The 26,659-nt window shown below is 38.0% G+C and carries 21 protein-coding genes and 1 pseudogene; 17 read left to right on the top strand and 5 right to left on the bottom strand.

What is annotated here, in order from left to right; genetic code table 11:
• The first annotated feature begins 37 nt into the window (after positions 1-37).
• The 8 genes from E4N74_RS07320 to E4N74_RS07285 all read left to right on the top strand — a co-directional run bounded on the left by E4N74_RS07320 (position 38) and on the right by E4N74_RS07285 (position 9,419).
• Complete coding sequence (locus E4N74_RS07320; protein WP_044977314.1) at positions 38-742, top strand: aspartate/glutamate racemase family protein; 705 nt, start codon at positions 38-40, stop codon at positions 740-742.
• Positions 711-4,316 (top strand): pyruvate:ferredoxin (flavodoxin) oxidoreductase, encoded by a 3,606-nt coding sequence (gene nifJ / locus E4N74_RS07315; RefSeq protein WP_255817132.1) that lies wholly within the window; start codon positions 711-713, stop codon positions 4,314-4,316. The genes E4N74_RS07320 and nifJ overlap by 32 nt, the downstream gene beginning before the upstream one ends.
• A gap of 294 nt (positions 4,317-4,610) precedes the next feature.
• Positions 4,611-5,030 carry a YbaN family protein gene (locus E4N74_RS07310; protein ID WP_255817131.1) on the top strand — a complete coding sequence of 140 codons (420 nt, stop codon included), beginning with the start codon at positions 4,611-4,613 and terminating at the stop codon, positions 5,028-5,030.
• Positions 5,005-5,358, top strand: a complete 354-nt coding sequence (locus E4N74_RS07305; protein WP_044977310.1) for a nitrous oxide-stimulated promoter family protein — start codon at positions 5,005-5,007, stop codon at positions 5,356-5,358. Before E4N74_RS07310 ends, E4N74_RS07305 begins: the two co-directional genes overlap by 26 nt.
• 151 nt (positions 5,359-5,509) lie before the next feature.
• The gene (gene rpsL, locus E4N74_RS07300) at positions 5,510-5,884 is read left to right on the top strand and encodes a 30S ribosomal protein S12 (protein ID WP_044977309.1); all 375 of its coding nucleotides are present in this window, start codon (positions 5,510-5,512) and stop codon (positions 5,882-5,884) included.
• Positions 5,885-5,893: 9 nt separating this feature from the next.
• Positions 5,894-6,364, top strand: coding sequence for a 30S ribosomal protein S7 (gene rpsG, locus E4N74_RS07295; protein ID WP_044977308.1), 471 nt, complete (start codon positions 5,894-5,896; stop codon positions 6,362-6,364).
• Between the two features lie 271 nt (positions 6,365-6,635).
• A complete protein-coding gene (gene fusA / locus E4N74_RS07290; RefSeq protein ID WP_044977307.1) occupies positions 6,636-8,723 on the top strand; it encodes an elongation factor G in 2,088 nt (695 codons plus the stop codon).
• Between the two features lie 12 nt (positions 8,724-8,735).
• A complete protein-coding gene (locus E4N74_RS07285; RefSeq protein WP_255804795.1) occupies positions 8,736-9,419 on the top strand; it encodes a P-loop NTPase family protein in 684 nt (227 codons plus the stop codon).
• Positions 9,420-9,529: 110 nt separating this feature from the next.
• On the opposite strand, the gene E4N74_RS07280 is transcribed toward E4N74_RS07285, so the two are convergent.
• The 3 genes from E4N74_RS07280 to E4N74_RS07270 form a co-directional block, all read right to left on the bottom strand.
• Positions 9,530-9,814, bottom strand: a complete 285-nt coding sequence (locus tag E4N74_RS07280; protein WP_044977305.1) for a hypothetical protein — start codon at positions 9,812-9,814, stop codon at positions 9,530-9,532.
• A 69-nt stretch (positions 9,815-9,883) separates the two neighbouring features.
• Positions 9,884-10,042 carry a rubredoxin gene (gene rd / locus E4N74_RS07275; RefSeq protein WP_044977304.1) on the bottom strand — a complete coding sequence of 53 codons (159 nt, stop codon included), beginning with the start codon at positions 10,040-10,042 and terminating at the stop codon, positions 9,884-9,886.
• A gap of 68 nt (positions 10,043-10,110) precedes the next feature.
• Positions 10,111-11,904: a tetratricopeptide repeat protein gene (locus tag E4N74_RS07270; RefSeq protein WP_255804794.1), complete on the bottom strand. Its 1,794-nt coding sequence runs from the start codon at positions 11,902-11,904 to the stop codon at positions 10,111-10,113.
• A gap of 118 nt (positions 11,905-12,022) precedes the next feature.
• Between E4N74_RS07270 and E4N74_RS07265 the strand changes: the two genes are divergently transcribed.
• From E4N74_RS07265 to E4N74_RS07250, 4 genes are all read left to right on the top strand, one after another.
• Positions 12,023-14,035 (top strand): sigma-54 interaction domain-containing protein, encoded by a 2,013-nt coding sequence (locus E4N74_RS07265; protein ID WP_255817130.1) that lies wholly within the window; start codon positions 12,023-12,025, stop codon positions 14,033-14,035.
• A 327-nt stretch (positions 14,036-14,362) separates the two neighbouring features.
• Entirely contained in the window at positions 14,363-15,538 is a 1,176-nt protein-coding gene (locus E4N74_RS07260) for a MalY/PatB family protein (protein ID WP_255817129.1), read from the top strand.
• A 183-nt stretch (positions 15,539-15,721) separates the two neighbouring features.
• Positions 15,722-17,047 carry a Na+/H+ antiporter NhaC family protein gene (locus E4N74_RS07255; protein ID WP_255804792.1) on the top strand — a complete coding sequence of 442 codons (1,326 nt, stop codon included), beginning with the start codon at positions 15,722-15,724 and terminating at the stop codon, positions 17,045-17,047.
• A 182-nt stretch (positions 17,048-17,229) separates the two neighbouring features.
• Entirely contained in the window at positions 17,230-19,308 is a 2,079-nt protein-coding gene (locus E4N74_RS07250) for a methyl-accepting chemotaxis protein (RefSeq protein WP_255817128.1), read from the top strand.
• 11 nt (positions 19,309-19,319) lie between these two features.
• Here the strand turns inward: E4N74_RS07250 and E4N74_RS07245 are convergent, their stop codons facing one another.
• Positions 19,320-20,669, bottom strand: a complete 1,350-nt coding sequence (locus E4N74_RS07245) for an MATE family efflux transporter (RefSeq protein ID WP_255817127.1) — start codon at positions 20,667-20,669, stop codon at positions 19,320-19,322.
• Positions 20,670-21,346: 677 nt separating this feature from the next.
• Here E4N74_RS07245 and E4N74_RS07240 point away from each other — a divergent pair.
• The 3 genes from E4N74_RS07240 (at position 21,347) to E4N74_RS07230 (ending at position 22,208) form a co-directional block, all read left to right on the top strand.
• Entirely contained in the window at positions 21,347-21,523 is a 177-nt protein-coding gene (locus E4N74_RS07240; protein WP_255804790.1) for a hypothetical protein, read from the top strand.
• Positions 21,514-21,699, top strand: coding sequence for a hypothetical protein (locus tag E4N74_RS07235; protein WP_144242213.1), 186 nt, complete (start codon positions 21,514-21,516; stop codon positions 21,697-21,699). The genes E4N74_RS07240 and E4N74_RS07235 overlap by 10 nt, the downstream gene beginning before the upstream one ends.
• A 170-nt stretch (positions 21,700-21,869) precedes the next feature.
• Positions 21,870-22,208 (top strand): hypothetical protein, encoded by a 339-nt coding sequence (locus E4N74_RS07230; protein WP_044977298.1) that lies wholly within the window; start codon positions 21,870-21,872, stop codon positions 22,206-22,208.
• Between the two features lie 182 nt (positions 22,209-22,390).
• Here E4N74_RS07230 and E4N74_RS07225 read toward each other — a convergent pair.
• Positions 22,391-22,573: pseudogene (locus tag E4N74_RS07225) on the bottom strand (hypothetical protein); the annotation flags it as partial.
• Between the two features lie 345 nt (positions 22,574-22,918).
• On the opposite strand from E4N74_RS07225, the gene E4N74_RS07220 reads away from it, so the two are divergent.
• Both E4N74_RS07220 and E4N74_RS07215 read left to right on the top strand, forming a co-directional pair.
• The gene (locus tag E4N74_RS07220; RefSeq protein ID WP_255817125.1) at positions 22,919-24,763 is read left to right on the top strand and encodes an ABC transporter ATP-binding protein; all 1,845 of its coding nucleotides are present in this window, start codon (positions 22,919-22,921) and stop codon (positions 24,761-24,763) included.
• On the top strand, positions 24,763-26,652 hold the full coding sequence (locus E4N74_RS07215) for an ABC transporter ATP-binding protein (RefSeq protein WP_255817124.1): 1,890 nt from the start codon (positions 24,763-24,765) through the stop codon (positions 26,650-26,652). Before E4N74_RS07220 ends, E4N74_RS07215 begins: the two co-directional genes overlap by 1 nt.
• Positions 26,653-26,659 lie beyond the last annotated feature (7 nt).

Here is a 26,659-nt window from a genome sequence, read left to right as displayed (position 1 = left end):
GTGTTCATTCTGTAAAGATTATGGAGGATCTTGTTTTTTGAAAGCAGCCGTATTTGCCGGAACTGCAGTAGATACCCGAATGGGAGTTGAACTTCTGGAAAGAAGAGGCATAGAAGCTTTTGCGGTTCCTATGTCGAGTACCTGTGAGGAACAGTCACAATTACAATATTTCTCGCAAGAAGCCCTTGAAAATTTTTTTATCACAAAATCAAATGAGGCTATAAAAAAGGGCATTGATGTTATTGTCATATATTGCAATTCTTTAAGCTCTGCCATAGATTACGAAAAAATACAAAAACTTTTAAACATTCAAATTTTTAGCCCGCTTGATACATATAAAAATCTTCCTAAAGATTGTAAAAACATAGCTATTTTAGCTGCAAACGGATTAGCCGCATACACAATCGATAAAATTATTCAAAAATATAACCGAGAAAAAAATACCATTCCTATAGGGAATATGAGTATAGTACAGCTCATTGAAAAGGGGCTTATTCCGGCTGAAATAGTAAGGCTTTTAAACCTTAAAGGCCTTTTATCCTACCTTGAAAATATCGAGATAAACGATTATAAAATAGACAGCCTGATATTAGGCTGCACCCATTTTCCATATATAAAAAATGAACTTCAAAAACATACTTCAATTAGAATTATAGACCCGGCAGAAAAAATGCTGGAAACAATATTACATACCAAGGAGAAAAAAGAGTATGCAAAAGAAAACTCAAACAATGACCGGTAATAATGCGGCTTCTTATGTAGCCTACGCCTTTACCGATGTAGCTGCCATTTATCCGATTACGCCATCCTCAGATATGGCCGAGTTGGTTGACTCATGGGCTGCCAACGGAAGAAAAAACATTTTCGGTCAGACTGTTCTTGTTTCGGAATTGGAATCCGAGGCAGGAGCCGCCGGCTCAATGCACGGTGCCCTTTCTGCCGGAGCCTTAGCTTCAAGTTTTACGGCCAGTCAAGGGCTTTTACTTATGATACCCAACATGTACAAGATGTCAGGTGAGCTTTTACCGGGAGTCTTACATGTATCGGCTAGAGCCCTTTCGGCCCACGCCCTTTCTATTTTCGGCGATCATCAAGACGTTATGGCCTGCCGCCAAACAGGTTTCGGTATGCTCGCCTCCGGTTCGGTACAGGAAATTATCGACCTCGGCGGTATTGCCCACCTTGCCGCAATAAAGGGAAGAGTCCCTTTCCTGCACTTCTTTGACGGTTTTAGAACAAGTCATGAACTTCAAAATGTTGAGCTCATCGACTATGAAGACTTTGCAAAGATGCTTGATTGGAAGGCTCTAAACGATTGGCGCACCACGGCAATGAATCCTGAACACCCATTTACCAAGGGTACCGCCCAAAACCCCGATGTTTATTTTCAGGCTGCAGAAGCCTCCAATAAATTCTATACCGATGTTGTAGAAATAGTTGCCGATTATATGAAGCAAATTTCGGCATTGACGGGAAGAACATATCGCCCCTTCGACTATCATGGAGCACCCGATGCAGAACGTGTAATCATTGCTATGGGGTCTATAACCGAGACAGCCGAAGAAACGGTTGACTACCTTGTTTCCAAGGGAGAAAAGGTCGGCCTTATAAAGGTAAGACTTTACCGTCCTTTCTCGCCCAAATACCTTTTTGATGTAATGCCCAAGACGGTTAAAAAGATTGCCGTTCTTGACCGAACAAAAGAGAAGGGGGCCCTTTACGAACCCCTTCATTTGGACATACTCGGTGCTTACATTGATGTGCCCAATAAACCTTTAATAGTAGGCGGAAGATACGGACTTGCTTCTAAAGATACTACGCCGTCAATGGTAAAGGCCGTGTTCGACAATCTTAAAGCCGATGCTCCTAAAAACAATTTTACCGTAGGAATTGAAGATGATATAACCAATTTAAGTCTTCCTATTTTAGATGAAATTAAGACCGAACCTTCAGGAACAATCAGATGTAAATTCTGGGGATTCGGCTCGGACGGAACGGTCGGAGCAAATAAGAGCGCTATCAAGATTATAGGCGACAGCACAGGTATGTATGCCCAAGCCTATTTTGCTTATGACAGTAAAAAGTCCGGAGGCGTAACCATTTCTCACCTCCGCTTCGGAAAACAGCCGATAAAATCCACATACCTTATAAGCGATGCCGATTTTATTTCCTGCTCAAAGCAGTCCTATGTTCATCAATATGATTTATTGAAGGGCTTAAAAAAAGGCGGTACTTTCCTTCTTAATTGTCTTTGGTCTGACGAAGAATTGGAAGACAACCTTCCGGGAGAAATGAAGCGTTTTATTGCAAAAAATGAGATAAAATTTTATACAATCAATGCTACAGGTATTGCTCAGGAGATAGGCCTCGGCGGAAGAATCAATATGATTATGCAGTCTGCCTTTTTTAAACTTGCAGAAATTATTCCTATTGAAGAAGCCGTTGACAGCTTAAAAAAATCCATAGTCAGGGATTACGGCAAAAAGGGTGAAGACATCGTAAATATGAACTATGCCGCAGTAGAAAAGGGTGTAAACTCTCTTCACAAGGTTGCCGTTCCTGCTGCTTGGGCAAATGCAGAGGATTCACGCATCTCTAATGCTCACCTGCCGCCCTATGTACGCAATGTTTTGATTCCTATCAATAGACAGGAAGGCGATGCTCTAAAAGTAAGTACTTTTAAAGGTGTTGAAGACGGAAGAATGCCTAACTGTACCAGCCGATACGAAAAGCGTGGTGTTGCAGTTGAAGTTCCGCATTGGATAAAAGAAAATTGTATTCAGTGTAACCAGTGTTCTTTTGTATGTCCTCATGCTACAATCCGCCCCTTCCTTCTTAATGAAAAAGAAAGGGCTGCTAAACCTGAAGGCTTTGAAACTATAAAGGCCAACGGAAAAGGCCTTGAAGGGCTTGAGTACAGGATGCAGGTTTCGGTTATGGATTGTACGGGCTGTTCAAACTGTGCAAATATTTGTCCTGCAAAGAATAAGGCCCTTGTTATGAAGCCCTTGGCCGAAGAAGAAGCTCAAAGCAAAAACTGGGATTATGCAGTTGATAATGTTTCTACAAAGCACGGTCTTATGGATCAGTTCTCCGTTAAGGGAAGCCAGTTTAAACAGCCTCTCTTGGAATTCCACGGAGCATGTGCAGGCTGCGGTGAGACTGCCTATGCAACCCTTGTTACCCGTCTTTTCGGAGACCGCATGATGATAGCAAACGCTTCAGGTTGTTCTTCAATATGGGGCGGCTCTTATCCTACTGCCGGCTTTACCTATAACGAAAAAGGAAAGGGTCCTACTTGGGCAAGCTCCCTTTTTGAGGATAACGCAAACTACGGCTATGGAATGGCCCTAGGTACGCGCAAGTTGAGGGAACAGGCTGAAGACTATATGAAAAAATTCATCGAGCTCAATGTCGGAACCGATTTTACTCCTCTCTTTAAAGAATGGATTGAAAATAAAAAAGATGTTGAAGCCAATACCGCAACCTGCGATAAGATTAAGGCTCTCTTCGATGCTCATCAGCCTCCTAGAAATACGGCTGTAAAGAATACGGATGCTGCCGACTATCTTCCGGTTCCCGAAAGCCATACCTTCAAATATAATACGGGAAATATTGAAGCGGACAGGCTCTTGGAATATATCTACAAGCTGAAGGATTTTATAGTCAAAAAGAGCGTCTGGTCATTCGGAGGAGACGGATGGGCCTACGATATCGGTTACGGCGGTCTTGATCACACGATGGCTTCGGGCGAGGACTTTAACATCCTCGTATTCGATACGGAAGTTTATTCCAATACCGGAGGTCAGTCCTCAAAGTCGACTCCGACGGCAGCTGTTGCCAAATTTGCGGCAGGCGGAAAACGTATCCGCAAAAAGGATTTGGGTGCAATGCTTATGACCTACGGCTATGTCTATGTAGCTCAAGTTGCCTTAGGTTCCAATATGAGCCAGTTTGTAAAGGCTGTAAAAGAAGCTGAAAGCTATGACGGACCTTCTATTGTTATCTGTTACGCCCCATGTATCAATCACGGACTTCGCTCCGGAATGAGCAGAAGTGTTGAACAGGAGAAAAAAGCTGTTGAGGCCGGTTATTGGCATCTATACCGCTTTGATCCCCGCTTAAGAGCTGAAAGTAAAAATCCCTTCCAGCTTGACAGCAAGGAGCCGACAGCTTCATTCCAAGACTTTATCAACTCCGAAGTCCGCTACACCTCGCTTAAAAAGACCTTCCCCGATGTTGCCGAAGTCCTATTTAAGCGTGCCGAGGAAGATGCTAAGGATCGGTATAATAGGTATAAGCATATGGCTGAGTAATTAATTTTTAAATATGCGGGCGATTACGTTGTCGCTCGAATAAAAATTAATCCTCGACGTATCAAAAGCGGCACGGATGCTGCCGGTTCCAAACAAAAGCGAGTTTATGTAATAAACTCGCAGACAAAGAATGTACAGGATGTGCATTCTTTGTCAAGCGTCCGGTTAATTTTTATCGGCTCCTAGTACTCGCCTCGCATATTTAAAAATTAGCCTACAGGAGGCGGGCAATTACGTGCCTCTTGAATAAAAATTAAAAAAAATGTAAATTATCTCTTACTAAAGGTTTATACTATGAAAGTGATAAATATCATTTGGATTATTTTAGGCTTCATTTGTTTTGTTCTGGGAATTATAGGTATTATCATGCCTATTTTACCGACAACGCCGTTTTTTATGGTAACCCTTGTGTGCTTTGCAAAGGGCTCGGAAAGGTTAAAAAAATGGTTTATGGGCACGTCTTTTCATAAAAAATACATTCAAAGTTTTTATGAAAAAAAAGGCATCAGCTTAAAAAATAAGATTATTATTTTATCTTTTGCTTCAATCATGCTTGCTACCGCCTTTTATTTTTCGGCTAAACCATACGCCCGAATTTTAATAGCCTGCGTTTTTTTGGCTAAATATTATGTTTTTATCTTTAAAATAAAAACTCTTCCTGCTGAAGAAAAATCGGCAGTAAAAGCAGATTCAGGCTGTGTTGAAAAAAGATAAAACAGAACAAGAAAAAAAGCTCATTGGTATTATGATAGATATGTACCGCTCTTTTGAAGGAAGAGAAATGAATGATGATGAGCTTGATGAGCTTTTTTTATATGCATCTAAAAGAATTGAAACCTGTCTTTACAGAAAAAAAGCCCAAAAAAAACCTTTTTGTAATGTCTGTCCTATTCATTGTTACAAAAGCGATATGCGTGAAAAAATAAAAAAAGTAATGCGGTATGCAGGGCCGAGGCTTTTATTTAAACGGCCTATTTTAAGCTTAAAGCATCTTTTTCATACAATCTATGCAAAAAAACATCCTCCAAAGCCTCCGGTTTAAAACGGCAATAAAAGCAGCCTGAGTCAGTCATCCGCTTTAGGAGTTTTTTTACATCTTTTTTACGGCATTGACATTTTTTTAAAATTTATGTTATAATATGCTTTCACTGATATTCCGTAGTGCTGGCGGATAAATTAAGGAGATAAGGCTTATGCCTACAATTAATCAATTGATAAAGAAGGGGCGAAAATCGGCAGCGGTTAAGACAAAGAGTCCTGCTTTGCAGTCTTGCCCCCAAAAACGCGGTGTTTGCACCAGCGTTAAGACCATTACGCCGAAAAAACCGAACTCGGCCTTAAGAAAGGTTGCCCGTATCCGTTTAAGCAACGGAATCGAAGTAACCGCCTATATTCCGGGTATCGGACACAACTTGCAGGAACACTCTGTTGTTCTCGTAAGAGGCGGACGTGTTAAGGACCTCCCGGGTGTACGTTATCACATTATACGCGGTACTAAAGACGCTCTCGGTGTAGAAGACAGAAAACGAGGCCGCTCCAAGTATGGGGCTAAAAAGCCTAAGGCCTAGGGGTAGAAAATGGGTAGAGGAAAAATTACTACAAGACGTCCTATAGCGCCTGATACAAAATATAATAGCGTGGTAGTTACCCGCTTTATCGGACGGATGATGCTTTCAGGAAAAAAGAGTATTACTACAAAAATTATGTATGACTCTTTTGATAAAATCAAGGAAAAAACCGGTGAAGAACCATTGGCCGTTTTTTCAAAGGCTTTGGACAACGTAAAACCCGTTGTTGAAGTAAAATCCCGCAGAGTCGGAGGTGCCACATATCAGGTACCTATGGACATTCCGGAAGGAAGAAGGGAAGCCTTGGCTATGCGCTGGATCATCGGAGCTGCCAGAAAGCGAAGCGGTCATGAAATGTCGGAAAGATTAGCTTCAGAGCTGATCGATGCCTACAACAATACGGGAACCGCTTTTAAAAAGAAGGAAGAAGTTCACAGAATGGCCGAAGCAAATAAGGCTTTTGCTCACTTCAGATGGTAGTACAAAGGGGAGTTCATACTACGGACTCCCTTTTTTTGTAAATATTTTATATCCGCATGGACGGCGGATGAAAAATATACTCAGGATGTACATTCATAAATGGACTCAGGATGTACATTTTTAATCGACCCTCTTGTATATTATTGTTTTTTTTATTATACTCGAATGTCTTATATTTTGAAAAGTATGAAAAACTTTTCGGTTTTTGTAAAAAAATTTAGGAGGAACTGCCTGTTTCCTCCTAAAAATCTATAAAGATGAGGTATTGATTATGGGTAATGATATTTCTAAGATGAGAAATATCGGTATTAGTGCACACATCGACTCCGGTAAAACTACTCTTTCTGAACGAATTCTTTTTTATTGTGATAGAATTCATGCTTTACATGAAGTACGCGGAAAAGACGGTGTGGGTGCTACGATGGATAATATGGAGCTTGAAAAGGAACGCGGTATCACGATTCAGTCAGCTTCAACTCAAGTTAAATGGAAGGATTATACGGTAAACGTAATTGACACTCCCGGGCACGTAGATTTCACAATTGAAGTTGAGCGTTCCTTGCGTGTTTTGGACGGAGCTATTTTGGTGCTTTGTTCGGTTGGAGGCGTTCAGTCCCAATCTATCACTGTTGATAGGCAGTTAAAACGCTACCATGTTCCCCGTATTGCTTTTGTAAATAAGTGCGACAGAACGGGTGCTAATCCCTTTAAGGTTAGAATGCAGCTTAGGGAGAAGCTCGGGCTTAATGCCTACATGATGCAGATTCCCATAGGTTTGGAAGACAAACTTGAAGGTGTTGTAGACCTTGTTACAATGAAGGCTATGTATTTTGAAGGTGAAAACGGTACGCAAATCCGAATGGCTGAAATCCCTCAGCATCTTCTAGCCGATGCTCAAAAATATAGGGAAGAAATGGTTGATGCCGCAACAATGTTCTCGGATGAATTGGCTGAAGCCTTTTTGGAGGGTACCGAAACCGAAGAAATGATCAGAGCTGCCGTCAGAAAGGGAACTCTCGCAGAGCAGTTTGTACCTGTCTTCCTCGGTTCAGCCTATAAAAATAAGGGTATCCAGCCTCTTTTAGATGCTGTAGGTTATTACCTCCCCGATCCGACTGAAATCGAAAATACTGCTTTAAATTTAGACGATAATGAAAAGCCCGTAGTTCTTGGTACGGATGAAAATGCTCCCGTAGTTGCATTGGGCTTTAAACTTGAAGACGGAAAATACGGCCAGCTTACCTATGTCAGAGTTTATCAGGGAACTTTGAAAAAAGGTGAAGAGCTCTTTAATACCCGATCCAGAAAAAAGTTTAAGGTTGGACGCTTAGTTAGAATGAACTCGGCAGCCATGGAAGACATCAACGAAGGCGGGCCCGGCGACATTGTAGCTCTCTTCGGTATTGATTGCGCTTCAGGTGATACTTTCTGCGGAGGAAACCTAAACTATGCAATGAGTTCCATGTACGTTCCTGATCCCGTTATATCTCTTTCTCTTACACCGAAAGACAAGCAGGCTGCCGATCAAATGTCTAAGGCTCTTAACCGTTTTACAAAAGAAGACCCCACTTTTAGAAGCTATGTAGACAAGGAATCGAACCAGACCATTATTCAGGGTATGGGTGAGCTTCACTTGGAAGTTTATATTGAACGAATGAAGAGGGAATACAAGTGTGATGTTGAAACCGGTATGCCTCAGGTTGCTTACCGTGAAGCTATTACCCAGAGGGCAGACTTTAACTATACGCATAAAAAGCAGACCGGCGGTTCAGGTCAGTTCGGCCGTGTTGCGGGCTTTATTGAACCCATTACCGAAAAAGATTACGAGTTTGACAATCAGATAAAGGGAGGCGCAATTCCTTCGGAATTCATACCTTCTTGCGATAAGGGCTTTAAAGAGGCCGTTAAGAAAGGAACCCTAATCGGATTCCCCATTGTAGGAACTAAAATTACCATAAATGACGGACAGTCCCACCCTGTAGACTCCTCGGATATGGCCTTCCAAGCTGCTGCAATCGGTGCCTTCCGTGAGGCTTATAAGGCTGCAAAACCGGCCATCCTTGAGCCCATTATGAAGGTTTCCATAGAGGGACCTCAGGAATTCCAAGGTAATATCTTCGGTCTTATAAATCAAAGACGCGGAATTATTGTTTCATCAACGGAGGATGATAATTTTACCCGTGTAGATGCCGAAGTTCCGTTAAGCGAAATGTTCGGGTTTTCTACCATCCTGCGTTCTTCAACACAGGGAAAGGCGGAATATTCTATGGAATTTGCCAAATACGGCAAGGCTCCGGCAAGTATTTCGGAAGAACTGATAAAAGAATACGAAGCTAAACGGCTTGCAGAAAAAAAATAAGGAGGCTCTGTAATGCTTAAAGAAGATTTGATTGAAAAAAGCCCGATGAGGAAACTTGAAAAAGCCCTCGGCGGCGGCTTGGCAGCAGGTGAAGTAGGTGTTGTTACATCTAAAAAAGGTGTAGGAAAAACATCTATTTTGGTTCAGTTCGGTTTGGATAAACTCTTACAGGACAAGCCCGTTGTTCATATATCGTTCAGTCAGCATGTAGATTATGCCATAACTTGGTATAACGATATGTTTAACGAGCTTGCAAAGAAAAAGAACCTAGGTAATGCTCAGGAAATAAAGGCTCAGTCCTTTGCAAAGAGGATTGTCTTAAACTTTAATCAAGACACTGTGAGAACTACTCAGATTTTAAAGACAATCAGAGCTTTGTCTGAGGGTGGTTCAAAGCCGTCAGTAGTTATGATTGATGACTTTAACTTTGCCAAAGCCCTGCCTGAGGCAATGAAGGAAATGAAGGCCTTCGCTAAAGAAATGGGTATTGCCGTTTGGTATACGGCTGCGGCAGATGTTACTTCATTTGAAGTTGATGAGAGCTTGAAAAAATATATTGACGATATTGACGTACTTTTATATCTTGAAAATGACGGAGATTTTATAAGGATAAGGGCCTTAAAAGAGCATGGAAATGGAGCTTCAGATACAGGTTCTTCTTTTGATGCCAGAACCATGCTTTTGAGCGAAAAATAAGTCATCTACTGGATTTTATAAGACTAGAGTGTCTATACAAAAAGCCGTGAAGGGTTTGCCCTGCACGGCTTTTTTATTTTCTGTTGATTATAAAGAGTATAAGAGCAGGTTTACCAGACTAATTTCCTTTTTACTTCAACCTTTGATACACCGAAAAGCCTTTTAATTTGTTCTTTCTTATAATTTGAATTGGAAAGTTTGTTATATTCATCCGCTACTTTTTGGAGGTCTTCGTCCGATTCGGTATAAACCGCATAGGCCGCAGCTGCACGGAATGCTCCGCTTTCCAATAGTTTATCAATGTCCTTGTTTGAATTTTTAGAAAGTCTTGCCTTATCTACTATGGCTGAATTTCCGTCATATCCTATTGTATTTATAAAATCGTTTATTTCCATAACATCTCCAAGTATAAAATAAAGCCGATCTTATTTTAAAGACCGGCTCCGTTTTGGATTTTATCGGCATTATACCTTTGTAAAGCTTTCTTTTCCTACTCCGCAAAGTGGGCATACCCAATCATCAGGTATATCTTCAAATGCCGTTCCGGGTGCAATTCCTCCATCAGGATCGCCGACAGCCGGATCATACACATATCCGCACAAATCGCATACATATTTGTCCATAATCATACTCCTTAAGTTATGTCTTTATGATTTACCATATTGCTTTATACATAATACAATATTTTTACTTAATCGGCAAGTAATTTATTTAGATTCTCGGATAAATTGATTATATTCTTGTTTGAAGGATCTAAAGCAACGACTTGGCCAAGATAATATTTTGCCTTTTTATAATCTTTAGTTTTTAAATACCATTCATACATCGCAAAAAGAGAATCTTTGTTTCTTGGATTGGATAAAAGACTTGATTGTAAAAAGTTTAAGTACTCCGTATCATTACTTTGCACCAATTTTGCATTATAATAATATAAGATTGATTTTAGCTCCGAATCGGCTCCTTTAAGTTTTTGATTTATGATTTGATTTATGCTTTGGTAATCTTTTGCAGCGTATAAAGAATTAATATAAAGGTTTATAAAGGCATTTGAAGGAGTTTTTGTATTTGTATAAAGCTGTTTTGCAAGGTTTAAGGCTTGTGTAGATTGACCTGCCCCTAGATATGCTGTTAATAAAAGTTCCTTGTTAGAGTCTGTAGGATATTTGTTGACTAAATCTTCAGCCGAATTTACAGCTTGATTCCATCTTCCGTTATTTATATCGTTTTTTACCAAGAGTGCAAGAGCTGCCGTGTTTTCGGGATAACCGTCTAAGACCTTTTTGATAAAAAAATCGGCAGTCTTATTATCGATTTTTATTGAGGCTTCAAAGCAAATTTCCGCACAGGATAATAGAACATTAAAATCTTCAGGATAGTATTTATAAGCCTCAGTTAAAAATTCTGAGGAACGGATAAGATTTTTATTCCATTCCCTTGTAAGCCGTGCACGGTATAAAAGATAATCTTTTGATGTTTTATTCTTTGTGGAATAAGCATCTAAAAGGGCGTTTGCCTTTAAGTATTCTTTTTGTTCTATTAAGATTTTTACGCGCAAAAGCAATGCTGAAATGTTTTCCGGTTCTTTTTTTAGAACGGATATAATATTTTCGGAAGCCTTGTCAAAGTCATTTTTTGCTAAATAGGCTTTAGCATATAAGAGCTTAACTTCCGTGTTGTCATTGTATGAGGAGTTGAGAGTATCGGCTATTTTTAGGGCTTCGTTTCCGTTACCCGATTCTGCTGCAAAATTTCCGTATTTAAACCCCGCAGGGTAGCATGAAGAGTCAATCTTCCATGCCCTTTGATATAAATTGACGGCTTCTGTAAGGCTGTTTGTTTTCTCTTTTAGTAAGGCTAAAAGGTAATAGGGCAATACGGATTCCGGTCTTAATTCTTGGGCTGAACGGAGTCTTGCCTCTATGTCATCCGCATAGGGTTTTAGCGCCGCATCGGAAAAATCTTCATAGGTTAAAATAAGAGCCGGTATTATAAGACTTAAAAACCCGTCTTTTTTGGTTCCGGACGGATAAGTTCCGGTCTTTACATCTCTTAGAGCTTTTAAATAGGGGTCATCTTCATTGGATACCGGCGGTTTTATACCGTTTGTTTCAAGGGGATAAACTAGATACATAATATCGGCGATGACTTTAAGATAAAGCTTATTTTCGTTTGTGAGGCCTTTGCTGTCATTTTGGATATAAAGGACTGCTTCCTTTAAACTTGCCGGGCTTCCTTTTTCTATTAGGGCAGCAAGATTAGCGTCAAGCCTCTTTTCGGCGAGCTCATTTTTTCCGGGAAGGGAGAGAATTGTTCCTTCTCCTATGGGTTTTAAATTACTCCCGTTTTGTTCTATTGTAGCTATTTTGCTGTCATCAGCTGCCGATTTTGTACTTACACACGAAAAAAAGGTAATACAGCATATTAGAATCGTAAAATACAGTAGAGAACAAAATTTGACTGTTGTTTTTTTTAAGTAAAAGCTCACGCTTTTATTATAATATATTTTAATAAGATTGCCAATATCTTTTAGCAATCTTAATTGAGAATTTTCATTGCAAATTTTTTTAAGCTATGATAGCATTATTTTAGTGATTGGAGGAAAAATGCAAAAAATTCTTATTCTTACCATATCGTCTCTTGTGGCGAAATTCTACAAAAACTGTCTGTTTGAAATATTCGGAGATTCGGTATTTATTAAAACAAAAAGCGTCGAATCCGATAATTTTGTATTACCCGAAAAAGCGGATGTGTACCTTGTCGCCACAACTTCCAGTAAATATTTTGATTATGTTATGTCGAATATCGACAAAGACAAGGCTGTGCTGGTGAGGCTTACTTTTAAACAACAAGACATTGAGCGTTTAAAAGCCTTAACTGCCGGAACAAAGGCCTTACTTGTAAATTTAAGTAAAAAAATGGCTCTGGAAACTATTTCCGATTTGTACCGTTTGGATGTTACAAACATCAACTTTTACCCATGTTATCCCGGGCAAAAGAATATACCGGAAGCGGCTTTGGCTGTAACGCCGGGCGAGCAGAGGTTTGTTCCTAAAAATATTGAAACCGTAATCGATTTGGGGAACAGGTATTTAAACGCAAATACGGTTACCGAAACAATTCTTAAACTCGGCAGGCGGGAAATTTTAAAAAGCGAAAAATATGAAAATTATATATCGCAGTTGGCCGAACGGAGCTACAGTATCGAAACGCTCACAAACAAAAATTTAAGTATCGAAAATACGTATCAAATGCTTATAGAATCCCTTGATGTCGCCGTTATAGGAATCGATGCGGAAGGAAAGATTTTCGTATGTAACAATGCTTTTTCTAAAATAATGAACATTGACCGTTTTGAACTTATAAACGGCAATTTTAAAATGGCCTTAACCGGTATCTTTGAACACTTAAAAGAAGAAAATACTACAAAGAAAATCTCAAAGATTATCCGCATTCATAATTCTAACTTTGTTCTAACCGTTATCCCTTTTTTTTGGGAAAACGAATATGCCGGAAAATATATTTTGCTCCAACTGTTCAGTGAAACGGAAAAAACGCAGCACCGCCTTAGGATGCAGCTTATGAAAAAAGGACATACCGCAAAATACTCTTTTCAAGACATAATCGGAAACTGTGCGTCCATTACCAAAATAAAAGAGATTGCAAAGAAAGCCGCCCTCTCCGATGCTTCAATCCTTTTAACCGGCGAAAGCGGTACGGGGAAAGAGCTTTTTGCCCATTCCATTCATAAAGCATCAAAAAGGGCTTCTATGCCGTTTATTGCTTTGAACTGTGCTGCCTTTCAGGACAGCCTTTTGGAAAGCGAGCTTTTCGGTTATGTTGAAGGTTCTTTTACGGGAGCCAGAAAGGGCGGAAAGCTGGGGCTCTTTGAATATGCTCACGGAGGAACTCTTTTTCTTGATGAAATAGAAGGAATGAGTGCTAATCTTCAGATAAAACTTTTACGGGTTCTTCAAGAAAAAGAGATAATGAGAGTAGGCGGGAACCGTATAATAAAAATAGATGTAAGGATAATCGCTGCCTCCAATGAAAATATTAGAGAACTCACCTTTCAGAATAAATTTAGAAAAGATTTATATTACCGATTGAATACGATACCTATCGAGGTGCCGCCTCTTAGAGAAAGAGAAGAGGACGTTTTACTTATAGCTTATACCATTATGGATAAAATAAAAGCCGATTTTACACTGTCGCCGCGCGTTAAAGAGTTTTTTTTAAAATACCGATGGGAAGGAAACATAAGGGAGCTTTATAATGTTCTTGAATATTTAAAATATTTGGATGAAAAAGAAATTGAAATTGAACACTTGCCTAAATATATCAGAGATTTTGAACCGTTAGGTTTGTTAAGAGATTTGTCATGCAAGGAAAAAGAAATTTACATTCTTAAACTTTTGGAAGCGGCTCTCCCTTTAGGTTTCGGAAGAAGAAAAATTTTAGAAAAATGCAGGGCTGATGATTTATGTATTTCAGAAAATATGATACGAAAAATTCTTTCATCTCTTGAAAAAAAAGGCTTTATATATGTAAATGATGGCCGCTGCGGCACAAAAATAACCGATAGGGGTATCAAGTATCTTAGGAGTTTAGACTTTTGATAGTGATGATTTAGGACTCTGTTCCTTCATATTTTTTTTATTTTAGTAGTTTTTTTATAAATTGTCTAGTAAACGCATTTTTATTGTCATTTTTAAAAAAACTTTTTGGGTTTGCTTAGAATCCTTCGGAATAGAGATGTCCTTAATATTTAATGGGATTGAAATGGGTTAATTGGGTTAAGCATCCCATTTATTGATTTATTTGTTTCTATAAAATGTTATAAAAATATCTTATTTTTCACTAAACCGTAAAGTTTTCCAATGGCCCTTATCTTGGTATGTTTTTTGCTTAATACAATATAAACTATCATTTTGGAGTAAAGTTATATGAAGTATGATTTTGACGAGATAATTGATCGTTCTTCAAACTTTTCGGCAAAGGTTGAAGAATCTTATTTACATTACGGTACTAATGATGTGATTCCATTATGGATAGCCGATATGGATTTTAAAACAGCTCAGCCAATAATAGATGCAATTATTGACAGAGCTAAGCAGGGGATTTTCGGCTATACTTTTAGGCCGGATGAATATTTTAATTCCATTGCCGATTGGCAGATTAAAAGAAACAATTATAAACCGGACACTGCACTTATGGCTTTTGCTCCGGGAGTTGTTCCCGGCATGCGTTTTATTCTTCAAATGTTCAGCGCGGAAAATGATAGAATTATGATAACGACTCCTGTCTATCATCCTTTTACCGACATAGTTTTAAATACAAAAAGAACTCTTGTAAATGTTCCTCTCGTAAATGAAAAAGGTATTTACAAAATGAACTTTGAAGATATTGAAGCTGAGTTTAAAAAGGGGATTAAGTTTTTTATATTTTGTAATCCTCATAATCCCGTCGGCCGTGTTTGGACAAAAGAAGAACTTAAAACTTTAACTTCTCTTTGTTTAAAATACAGGGTAAAAATAATTTCGGATGAAATCCATTCCGATTTGATATTTTCAGGTTATAAGCATATCCCGATCGCTTCTATTTCGAAAGAGGTTGAAAAAATTACCTATACGATGATAGCTCCAAGTAAAACTTTTAATCTTGCAGGTTTACAAGCCTCTACAATTATTTTTCCCAATGAGGAAGAAAAAAATCAATATGTTTTTAATCTAAAAGAAATGGATATAGCGCGCAATAATTGTTTTAGTCTTGTTGCAACTATTGCCGCCTACAGAAAAGGAGAAGATTGGCTTAATCAAGTAATCGAATATATTCACGGCAATATGGAATTTATATACGAATATTGTAAAAATAAAATTCCCGTTTTAAAACCGAATATACCTGAAGCTACCTATCTTTGCTGGATAGATGCAAGTGCTCTAAAAATGAATGACGATGCTTTACAACAATTTTTTGTAGAAAAAGCGGGTGTTGCTTTTAGTAAGGGAAGTGATTTCGGTAAAGGCGGAAGCGGTTTTGTCCGTTTAAATGCTGCCGCTTCAAGACGGGTAATTGAAAAGGCTCTTATGCAGCTTGATGCTGCAATAAAAAAATTTTTATAGGAGTATGATAAACATTCCGGCTTGAAATACAAGCCTCCATGTTTATCTGCCGAGTTTGCCTTTCGGCAAACATCGCATTATTGTATGTAGTTTTGCATAAAGCAAAACTACTTGAAAAAATTTTTTTTCGCAAATTGATATTTGCTGCAAAAAATTTTTATAGGAGTATGATAGGGGGAAGTTATGGATGAAAGTAGGAGTTCAAAGAGGTACGGCTTTATAGCCTTTGTTCCGTTACTGGTTTTTTTAGCCTTGTATATCGGATTCGGTTTGTTTTTTACGGCTCAAGGTGTTCCAAAAGCCTTTAAACAATTTCCTCGGCACGTAGCACTTTTAATCGGTATCTTTATTGCGGTGCTTATGAACCGCAAGGAAAAATTAGATACAAAGATTGAAGTGTTTTCAAAAAATGCCGGCAACGAAGGAGTAATGCTCATAGGTTTAATTTACCTATTGGCCGGAGGATTTCAAGGAGCTGCAAAAGCCATGGGCGGAGTAGACAGTATCGTTAATTTAGGTCTTACGTATATTCCGAGTACTCTCTTAATTCCCGGCGTGTTTTTAATGAGCTGTTTTATTTCTACAGCAATCGGAACTTCAATGGGGACAATAGCGGCTATGGCTCCCATTGCAATAGGCGTTGCGGCAAAATCAAATCTTAATTTAGCCGTCGCCTGTAGTGCAGTAATAGGCGGCGCTTATTTCGGTGACAATCTTTCAATCATATCGGATACGACAATTTCAGCAACAAAGGGTGTCGGCTGCGAAATGAAAGATAAGTTTAGAATGAACCTGCTGATTGCTCTTCCCGCAGCTTTAGTTGCATTTATTTTATACGCAATTATGGGCGGAAAGGGAACAATTACCGGTGACCTTGAATTCCATTTAATCAGAATAATTCCGTACATTGTCGTTTTAATAACCGCTTTAACAGGGTTGAATGTTGTCGCCGTTCTTTTTATAGGCATTATTATGTCAGGTATCATAGGTCTTTTACAAGGTACATTAACCTTTATGACATTTGTTCAATCTTTAGGAGAGGGCATGGAAGATATGATGAGCATTACTATAGTTGCCATCTTAATCTCCGGTCTAATAGGCTTAATTAAATATTACGGCGGTATTGATTGGCTTATAAATAAAATAACTTCCAGAATTAAAAACAGAAAGGGCGCCGAGTACGGTATCGGTTTATTATCAGGACTCCTTTCAATCGCCTTGGTAAACAATACGATAGCTATTATCATTTCAGCACCGATCGCAAAAGAAATCGGGTTTAAATATAACATTTCGCCTAAACGGCTGGCAAGTTTACTGGATATATTTGCATGTGCTTTCTTGGCACTCTGTCCGCATGACGGCGGTATGCTGATTGTTACAGGCTTATCCGGTGTAGCTCCGACGGCAGTCCTAGCTCATTCGTACTATATTTTTGCCTTGATAATTGCAGCCGTTGTAACTGTTCAATTCGGCCTCTTGCGGACTAAAGAGGAAAAGGCAGCGATTTAAGGTTATCTTTAAAAAAAATTATAGATACCAAAACTGAGGTTTACCGGAACCGGATCTTACTTAAAATTTATCCCGTTTTTAGAGATTTAACTCTTTAAAGACGGGTTTTTATTTTTTAATAATATCTCACTAGACAATTTAAAGAAAATGTATTAAAATGACATATTAAATTCGAGGTAATAATGAAAATTCGGACATCAGTTAATTTGTTTTTAGCATTTACTTTGATTATTGCTATATGCGGAGCTTTAGTTTCGACTATTTATTATGTCAGGTCATACGTAGAAAAAACTTTTTACCGTAATATGTATTATCTTTTAGATTCGTCATGTTCCAAATTGCAAAGAGATCTTGAAAGCGGCTTAATGCTGTCAAGGAGCTTTGCAAATCAAGAAAACCTTATCCGCTGGTTCGAGTCTTATGAAAAAAATGAGCAAGACGGTGAGGATATAAGGGCTATGCTTTTAAAACTGTCAAATGAAGAAAAATTCAGTACCTGTTTTGCCGCTTCCAAATTAACGGGCTCTTATTACGTAGTTGATAAAAATAATATTATACGGGACAGTTTATCAGAAACGGATCCGGCTGATTCATGGTTTTATTCTCTTTTAAAAGAAAAAGAAGATATGTTTTATAATGTTGATTATAATAAAACCTTGGGAATTACAAATTTTTGGTTTGATTGCAAAATTTTTAATAACAGAGGAGAGGCTTTGGGATTTGCCGGACTTGCCGTCAATTTGGATAGTTCAATCGAAAATATGAAGAGCTCAATTCCAAGCATAAACTCATGGCTTGGATTTATAGATTCCAATAATGAATTTTTAATTTCTTCAAATGGAGATATGGCAGGAAAAAAAGTTACGGATATTACGGGAAAAAGCTTGCCCGTCGAAGATTTTTCCGGGCTTGAATATTACATAGATAAATATTTAGGAAAGGTTATAATTGCAAAAAAACAAATTGAGGGGCTTCCGTATTATATTGTACTTGCTTCTCCTATAAATGAATTTATTCCGCCGATGCTCTCAATTTTAAGACTTCCCATAATCTGGTCGGCAGCGATTCTTCTTATTGTAATTTTGTCAAGCAGATTTTTATTGGGATTTTTATTCGGCCGTTTTGCTAAAATGAATAAGGTATTTAATAAAATTGCCGAAGGAGATTTTACGATAAGGGCAGAAATTTCAAATGATGAAGTCGGACGCATAACTGCGGTTTTAAATAATGCAATCGAAAAAATTAGAGATGCACTTTCGAATATAGGAGAGCATACAAATAAAATGCAAAGTATAGGCGAAAGTTTATCGGTCAGTATGATAGAGTCTGCAGCTTCTTTGAACGAAATTACTGCAAATATTGACGGTGTTAAAAATCAAGTAATGATTCAAAACTCAAGTGTTGAAGATGCAGTACAAACTGTAAATGAGATTTCTAATACGATATCTGAACTTGATGAATGTATTGACAGTCAAGCTGAAAGTTTTATATCTTCTACTAAAGCTGTAGGAGAAATAGTTTCTAATATTGAGGGAGTGAGAGGAAAGGCTCAAGACAACTTAAAAGCCATTAAAGAGCTTGAGCAAACGACTCATCAAGGAAAGGAAACGGTAAAGTCTGTTGTGGATATTACACGTATTGTAACCGAACAGTCTGAGGGACTTTTAGATGCAATTTCAGTTATCCAAAATACTGCGAGTCAAACAAACCTTCTTGCAATGAATGCCGCAATCGAGGCAGCTCATGCAGGAGAATCAGGAAAAGGTTTTGCCGTTGTTGCAGATGAAATAAGAAAACTTGCCGAAGAATCCGGTGAGCAGGGTAAAAATATTACAAAGGTTTTGGAAGAATTAAAAAGCAAGATCGAAAATTTAAACGGTGTCGGTCCTCGTGTTTCCGAGCAATTTGAAAAGATAAGCTCTATGATGGACTTTATTTACAGGCATGAAGACGGAATGATAAGAACTATGAATGAGCAGCTTAAAGATGCAGAGGCGGTTTTGCATGAGATAAACGGAATGGGAGAATTAAGTCAAGCCGTAAAAAAAAGTTCAGATGAAATGCTTGTCAGAACGGAAAAGATTTCTCAAGAGTTTAAAAAACTGTCTCTTCTTTCGGAAAAAATAACCCAAAGTATGGCAGAAATGGCCGTCGGTGTAGGGAAGGTAAATAAAAATATCCAAGAGGTAAACGATACTGCAAGACTGAATAAAGAGACGGCTTCCGGCGTTGCCTCTGAAATTTCAAAGTTTAAGGTTTAAGTTGAGAAAAATTATTTTTCTAAGTATAATTTTCTTCTGTATATTGGATAATAAATTATAAATATAATGCTTGTCAAAGTCCATGAGATAGGAAAGGCTAGAACAATCATTTCAATTACAGGGTTTATAGGAACAAATAAAAATATCCACGCAATGCGGGAGGCACAAACTCCGAGGAGGATTATTAACATGGGCTTAAAAGTTTCTCCGGTTGCGTGGATGGCTGCCGAAAAAACTTCCGTGAATATAAAAACCGTATAAAATGGTGCGAGAATGTGCATAAGCCTTTCGCTTATTGTAAGAACGCCGTAATCCTTTGAGTTAATAAAAAGTTTTCCCAAGGGAACATTCCAAAAATAAAGAATTACACAAACACTTCCTATTATAATTCCGGACATAATAAGACTTAATCGTACAACTCCGGTAATGCGGTCATATTTTTTTGCACCGTAATTTTGAGCAACAAAGGTTGCAACTGAAGAGGTAATAGCTTCAAGCAAAATCCAAACTAAAAAGTCCAACTTGCCGCAAACTGCCCAAGCCGCAATGTTGGCCGTGCCCGTACCGTTTACCGTCGCCTGAATTATCATATTTGCTATAGGAAAAAAAGCCGACTGTATACCGATAGGAAGTCCGAGCCTTGCAATCTTGATAGAAGAGAGCCTGTCAATTTTTATCTTGCTAAGGAGCAAGGGACAGCATCCCGTTTTTTTTGTGAGAACAAAAAGGATTATTACAGCACTTATAAGCTGTGAAATAACCGTTGCAAGAGCTGCCCCTCCTATTCCCCAATTAAAAATTCCTATAAAGATTAAGTCCAAAATTACATTTGATATTGAAGAAATTATAAGTGCATAAAAAGGAGTTTTGGAATTTCCCATTGCACGCAAAATTCCAGAGCCGATATTATAAAAAAGGGAGACTCCCATTCCTGCAAAATAAATTCTGACATAGCCCAATGTCATCTCAAAAATATCTTTAGGAACGCCCATCATAAAAAGAAGCAGGGGCGAAATAAGAACTCCGATTATCGAAAGACTTATGCCCAGAATGAGAGTAAGACCTATCGAAGTATGAATTGCATCAAAGAGCTCTTTAGTTTTTTTTGCACCGAATAATTGAGAGATAATAATCGTTGCCCCGGCCGAAAGTCCGCTGAAAAGATTTATCGGCAGTTTTAATAAACTTAAAACGGAGTCGATGGCTGCAAGTCCTTCCTTGCCTGTAAACTTCCCGACAATGACGGCATCGGCCGCCGTGTATAAGTGCTGAAAAAAATTTCCTGCCAAAATGGGAAAAGTAAATATTATCAAAGTTTTCCAAATTACGCCTTCGGTAAGATTCAAGTCTTTTTTGTACATAGCTTTTTCCGTTTTGAGGTTCCCTTCAAAATCTTGTGCTATATAATAGAGATAAAATTATAGCTTGTCAACGAAAGAAAACCGTTTTGTCAAAACCGTTTTTTTAAATTTTAGGATATTACAAATTTGATAAAATTGATATTCCGACCCCTTGAATTTTTCTATATTTTATGCTATAATTAAATTATGGTAATGAAAATTTTTCGGCTATTTACAATTTTCTCTTTCCCGATATTTACGGAATAAAAATGACTTGAAAAATGTTAGCCTAGGTTTACCCCCCCCCCCAATTTCTCTATTAAGTAAAATATCTCTAATTAAAGCTAGTAATACTTATTTTTCTCATATAGGTCAATTCTTTTTTGAAAATAAACCACAAGGGACGCAAAGATGCTCAAGTTTTTGCTCAAGCTCTTGCTTGAGTTGCGCAAAGGTTATAAATAAAATTTTTTCTCAATCTATAATCAAAAATAGTTTGTCAAATATGTTAAGGCTGCAAAAACAAAACAGTGTTTTTCACTTTATTTTATGGTTTTCTGCATTTTATACACAAATTTTGTTCATAATTATTTTTTCTTTATTTCTAGAGTTTAAAACGCATATACATAACTGTATTAATCGTCTTTGCAAATTTTTATATATGCGGTTTATTGTGCCGAGAGGAGGTTTTACATGACATGAGTACCGATATCTGCCTTGAACCATTGTGTTTTGCAAAAAATATGGATAATTGGCAACATCAAAGATCGATTTATCATACGGTTGTAGTAATCGATAAATATTTTTATTCAAACAGTTCGTTTGAAAATTTAATCCCCGTAAAGTATCCGAATGGTGCTGGAACGTGTATGTGAATACGCCTACAGGCGGGCAGGATCCTACGGGTGCTGTATACGGTTCTGACCGCGTCGAACGCGGCGGCGCCTATCACATCTTTGACGCTAACTTCGTCGCTCGTGCCTGGCGGGGCGACTACAAATCGGACCTTCGCGTCAGCTCTATTGGTTTTCGTGTGGCGTGCCGGCCATAAGTCGATAAAAAATGTATATCCTGTACATTTTTTATCTTAGAGTTTTGCCTGACAGCAAAACTCTCGAAGCTGTAACCACCGCCATCCGTGGCGGTGGTGGATTAACTATTAACTTTTCTAAACCGTCCATTGGGCGGTTTTGAAGAAAATGATTTAAGGAGAAATAAAATATGGAAAATAAAAGATTTAATTTTGATGATAATTTATCTGTTATTATTACGGAAAAATCTTCAAATGCCCTGTCAACAATATATGAATTTAAATTTGTTGACAGATTAGATAAAAAAATTGGAAAAGTTCATTTTGAGTTTGAAGAATTTACTACTATTAACGATGAAACATTAAAATCTATCGAGATGGCTGCATCCGAATTTCAAAATAATATGTATAAAATTTTGGAAGAATTTGAAAATATTTTAAATATTGATCGTAAGAAAAAATTTGATAGATTTCTTTCTGCTGTAATATTAGCTTTCACTAAAATGAAAGAGAAGAATTGTACCAATTAATATTATCAATTTAACTTTTCAAAACCGCCCATTGGGCGGTTTTGAAAATCAAATAAGTATTAAAATTCCGCTATGGATAGCGGTAGTTAGAACTTATAAACACTTTCCACATATTGAAGATTAGCGAAACAATTTTAAGTAGAGACAAGGCCTCCCCGTCAGGTTTACGCCTCTCCCCTAATTTACAGTTCCTCAATTTCGGATTCGGGAAGGCCTGTTATTAACAAAATCTCGGAAATCGGATAGCCTCTGTTTTTCATAAGTTTTGCTGTTTCTATCGATTTTTGCTTTAAGCCTTCGGAAAAGCCCTTATACCTAGCATCCATCTCAAAAGTGGACATTAATCTATATTCTTGTCTTGCTTGTATATATAGGGGGAGAGAACACCCCGTTCAGAGCAGGGTTTTCTCTCCCCCTATACCCCCTCTTTTTCTCGCGCTGCCAAAGGACTTGCCGCCCTTTGGAATCCCGCATTGTTATAAAGTTTCTGGTCAATTCTTTGGTTGAGTTAGGAAACAAAGGTTCTGAGCGAAATTTAAATGTTGTCTACGCAAAGATATTTATAGTTATTATTTGAAAAAATTAGTAAATTATAAAAAGATTTTTGTAATCAATGCATTAAAAAAAATCTTAGCGCTATTTGCGCTCCCCGCGGTTAAATTAAACACGCCTTTGACTCTTTCTCCTCTTTGTGTTATACTCCTTTCCTTATGGAAAAAGAGGAAAAAAAAGAAGAGCCTATAAAATACGGCATTTTAAGCAATGTTCTATTTATGCTTAAAACATCTTTTAGAACTTATAAGTCGGTGCCTGTTTTGATTTTGTTGGAATCTCTTTTATATACGGGAGATAATTTAATTTCGATATTTTTTGCGCCTGCTGTTTTAACCCTAATTCAAAGCAATGCTCCCATTAAAAATCTTTTAATAACTATTTTTGTTTTTGCTTTTTCTTTAATGCTTTTACGTGGTGCCCTATCTTATCTGCAAACGAACCATCTATTCGGGCGCATTGGAGTTAGGAGCGAGCTTATTTTTATGATAGGCAGTAAGGCAATGAACACTTCCTATAATAACTTGGATAATAAGGATTTTGAGGCTAAGAAAAATAAGGCGATGAATGTTACCGACAGTAATTCGGAATCATCCGAAGCTATTTGGACTACCTTGCAGGAGCTCTTTCAATACCTTCTTTGCTTTATTATATATTTGATTATCCTTGCTTCCTTAAACCTTAACATAATTTTAATTACCATTTTGACAACCTGTGTGAGTTTTTTTATTACCAACAGTGTAAGCTCTTGGATGTATAAGAGGCGTGATGAAGAAAATAAACATGTAAATCATTTGCGCTACATAACCCAAACCGGTAAGAATAAAAATCTTGCAAAGGATATCCGTCTTTTTGGAATGGAGGCTTGGCTTAAAGAATTATATGAAAAGCATCTAAGGCTTTACAGCAATTTTTATCTTCAAGGAGAAAAGCGTTATTTTTTTGCCGACCTTGCAGACCTTGTTTTAACCTTTTTGCGGAACGGCCTTATTTACTATTGGCTGATAAGTCTTGTCTTACAAAAAAATATAAGCGTTCCGCAATTTATCCTTTATTTTGCAGCAGCGGGAACCTTTACCCAATGGGTAAGCGGTATTTTAAATAAGTTTTCAGTTCTGCATAAGCAAAGTCTGGATATTTCCCGCCTTAGAGAATTTTTTGAATTCAAGGAGAACTACCTATTTGAAAAAGGTGAAGAAGTTCCTCTACAAAAAGAAAACCTCATCGAGCTAAAAGATGTCAGCCTTTTATATTCGGAAGGCGGAACTCCTGTTTTGGATAGGTTTAATTTGACTTTGAAGCCTAAAGAAAAACTCGCCATTGTCGGCTTAAACGGGGCAGGGAAAACAAGCCTTGTAAAACTTATTACCGGCCTTTATGATCCTACAGAAGGAGAGGTTTTATTTAACGGAAAAAATATAAAAGAATTTAACCGGAGCAAATACTATAAGTGCTTTAGTGCTGTCTTTCAGGAGTTTTCGATTTTGCCTACCAGTATTGCAGTAAACATTGCACAAAGCCGAGAGGTCATTGACAAGAAAAAAATTGAAGAAGTGCTAAAACTTTCGGGACTCTATGATAAGGTTCAGGCTCTTCCCCAAAAAGAAGAAACCCGTCTTTGCAAGGATATTTTCTTTGATGCAGTAGAACTTTCAGGCGGCGAAACTCAAAAGCTCTTACTTGCAAGGGCTCTTTACAATGACAGGCCCTTTTTAATATTGGATGAACCTACGGCGGCCTTGGACCCTATCGCTGAACATGAGCTTTACACTAAATATAACGATTTATCGAAGGACAAAACTTCTATCTTTATTTCGCACCGGCTCGCTTCTACCCGTTTTTGTGACAGGATTATTTTTATAAAAGACGGAAAGATAATCGAAGAAGGCACTCATGATTCTCTTTTAAAAAAGGGTGGGGAGTACGCTCATCTTTTTGAAGTACAAAGCAAATATTATAAGAAACAGGATGAAGAATTGCTTGAAGGTTTGGGAGAAATCTGATGAAAACTGAAAAAGGATATAATCAAAAAAGATATAACAACGGCTTGAATCGGTGTGCTCTTTTACTCCTCTTTAAAAAGGCTCCTTTATTTTTTATTTCAGTGCTTGGAGAAAAAGTTTTTACAAGCCTCTTGCCCTTTATAGGTATTTTCTTTTCGGCAAGAATTATAAACGAGCTTGTTTTAATTTATTCCGGTGAAGGAGATTTATCAAAAATCAAGGACTTGGTGCTGCTCTCCCTTATTTTAACGGCTGTCTGTATGCTTGTCTCTTCTTTATTTAAAAGGTGGGCAAACTATGAAGGCTGCAGCATAAATTACAAAATACAGAATATCTATGTTCAAAAGTTTTTAAGCATGGACTTTCAAGATGTTGAATCCGCAAAAACAAATGAGGTTTATACAAGGATATGGCAAAATACAAATTACGGGGGCTGGGGCTTGGAAAAAATCATTTGGGTTTATACAAGATGTTCTACCCATATTACTTCCGTTATTACTTCGGCCGCATTGAGCATAAGCCTTTTTAGCTTTAAGGTTCAAAGCGCTGAATTGGCCTTTTTAAATAATCCTTTGTTTATCTTTGTAATTCTTTTTAGCATCGTGCTTTTAATCCTTATTCCTGCAAAACTTCAAACAATGTCCGATTCCTATTGGGCAATTGTTTCGGAGGATGCCACAGAGGGAAACAGAGTGTTTAGTTTTTTCTTTAGGCTCTTTAACGAAAAAAATCGTGCAATGGATGTGCGTATCTACGGCCAGCAGGGGGAGGGCAGCACAATAAGGTCTTCCAATAATATTTTTATGCCGGGCGGAAGGGTTTCGCAATATGCTAAAAAAGAGATGGGCTTTTTTGCTTTTTTATCGGCCTTTATTTCTACCTCTCTTTTAATAGTCATTTACGGTTTTGTTGGGCTGAAGGCCTTGGGAGGTGCCTTCCCTGCTGGAAACCTAATGCAATATGCGGCAAGCATCACAGCCCTTTCTTCCGCCCTCACCGAAATTTTTACGATTGCAGGAGAGGCAAAAAACAATAGGGAATTTTTAAAGGATGTGTTTGACTTCTTGGATATAAAAAACGGAATGTGCATGAACAAGGCTCAGGTCAGCTATCAAAAAAATGATGCTCCGGCTCTTAAAGAGCCGTTAATAGAATTTAAAAACGTTTCCTTTGCTTATCCCGATTCCGAAAAAACCGTTTTAAAGAATTTAAACCTTACTTTAAGGCAGGGCGAGCGGCTTGCCGTAGTCGGTAAAAACGGGAGCGGTAAGACTACATTTGTAAAACTCCTCTGCCGCCTCTATGACCCTGTTGAAGGCGAAATCCTTTTTAACGGAAAGAACATAAAAGAATATGACTATAAAGAATACCTAAATCTTTTTTCCGTAGTTTTTCAGGATTTTAAACTCCTTGCCCTCCCTCTTGCCCAAAACATTTCGGGCGGAGAGGCTTACGATAAACTCAAGGTCTTGGAAGTTTTAAAAAATACCGGTCTCGATCTTTCTAAATTTAAAAATGCGGAAAAAACTTATCTTTATAAAAACTTCGATGATGATGGCGTAAACATTTCAGGCGGGGAAGGGCAAAAGATTGCAATAGCCAGAGCTCTTTATAAGGATTCTCCTTTTATAATCTTGGACGAACCTACAGCCGCCCTCGACCCAATTGCCGAAGCCGAAATCTACTCCAAATTCGATAGCCTTGTAAAGAACAAAACTTCCCTTTATATTTCGCACCGCCTTTCTTCCTGTAGGTTTTGTTCCCATATTTTGGTTTTTGACGCCGGTAGCATAGTCCAAGAAGGCAGCCACGAAGAACTTTTAGCGGAAGCCGGCCTTTACAGTAAATTGTGGAACGCCCAAGCACAGTATTATCAAAATCACCCCTAGACAAAAA

This window comes from Treponema putidum (assembly GCF_024401155.1).
Classification (GTDB): Bacteria; Spirochaetota; Spirochaetia; order Treponematales; family Treponemataceae; genus Treponema_B; species Treponema_B putidum.
Note: the sequence above shows the minus strand (reverse complement) of the source record. Positions and strands in the feature narration are given on the sequence as shown.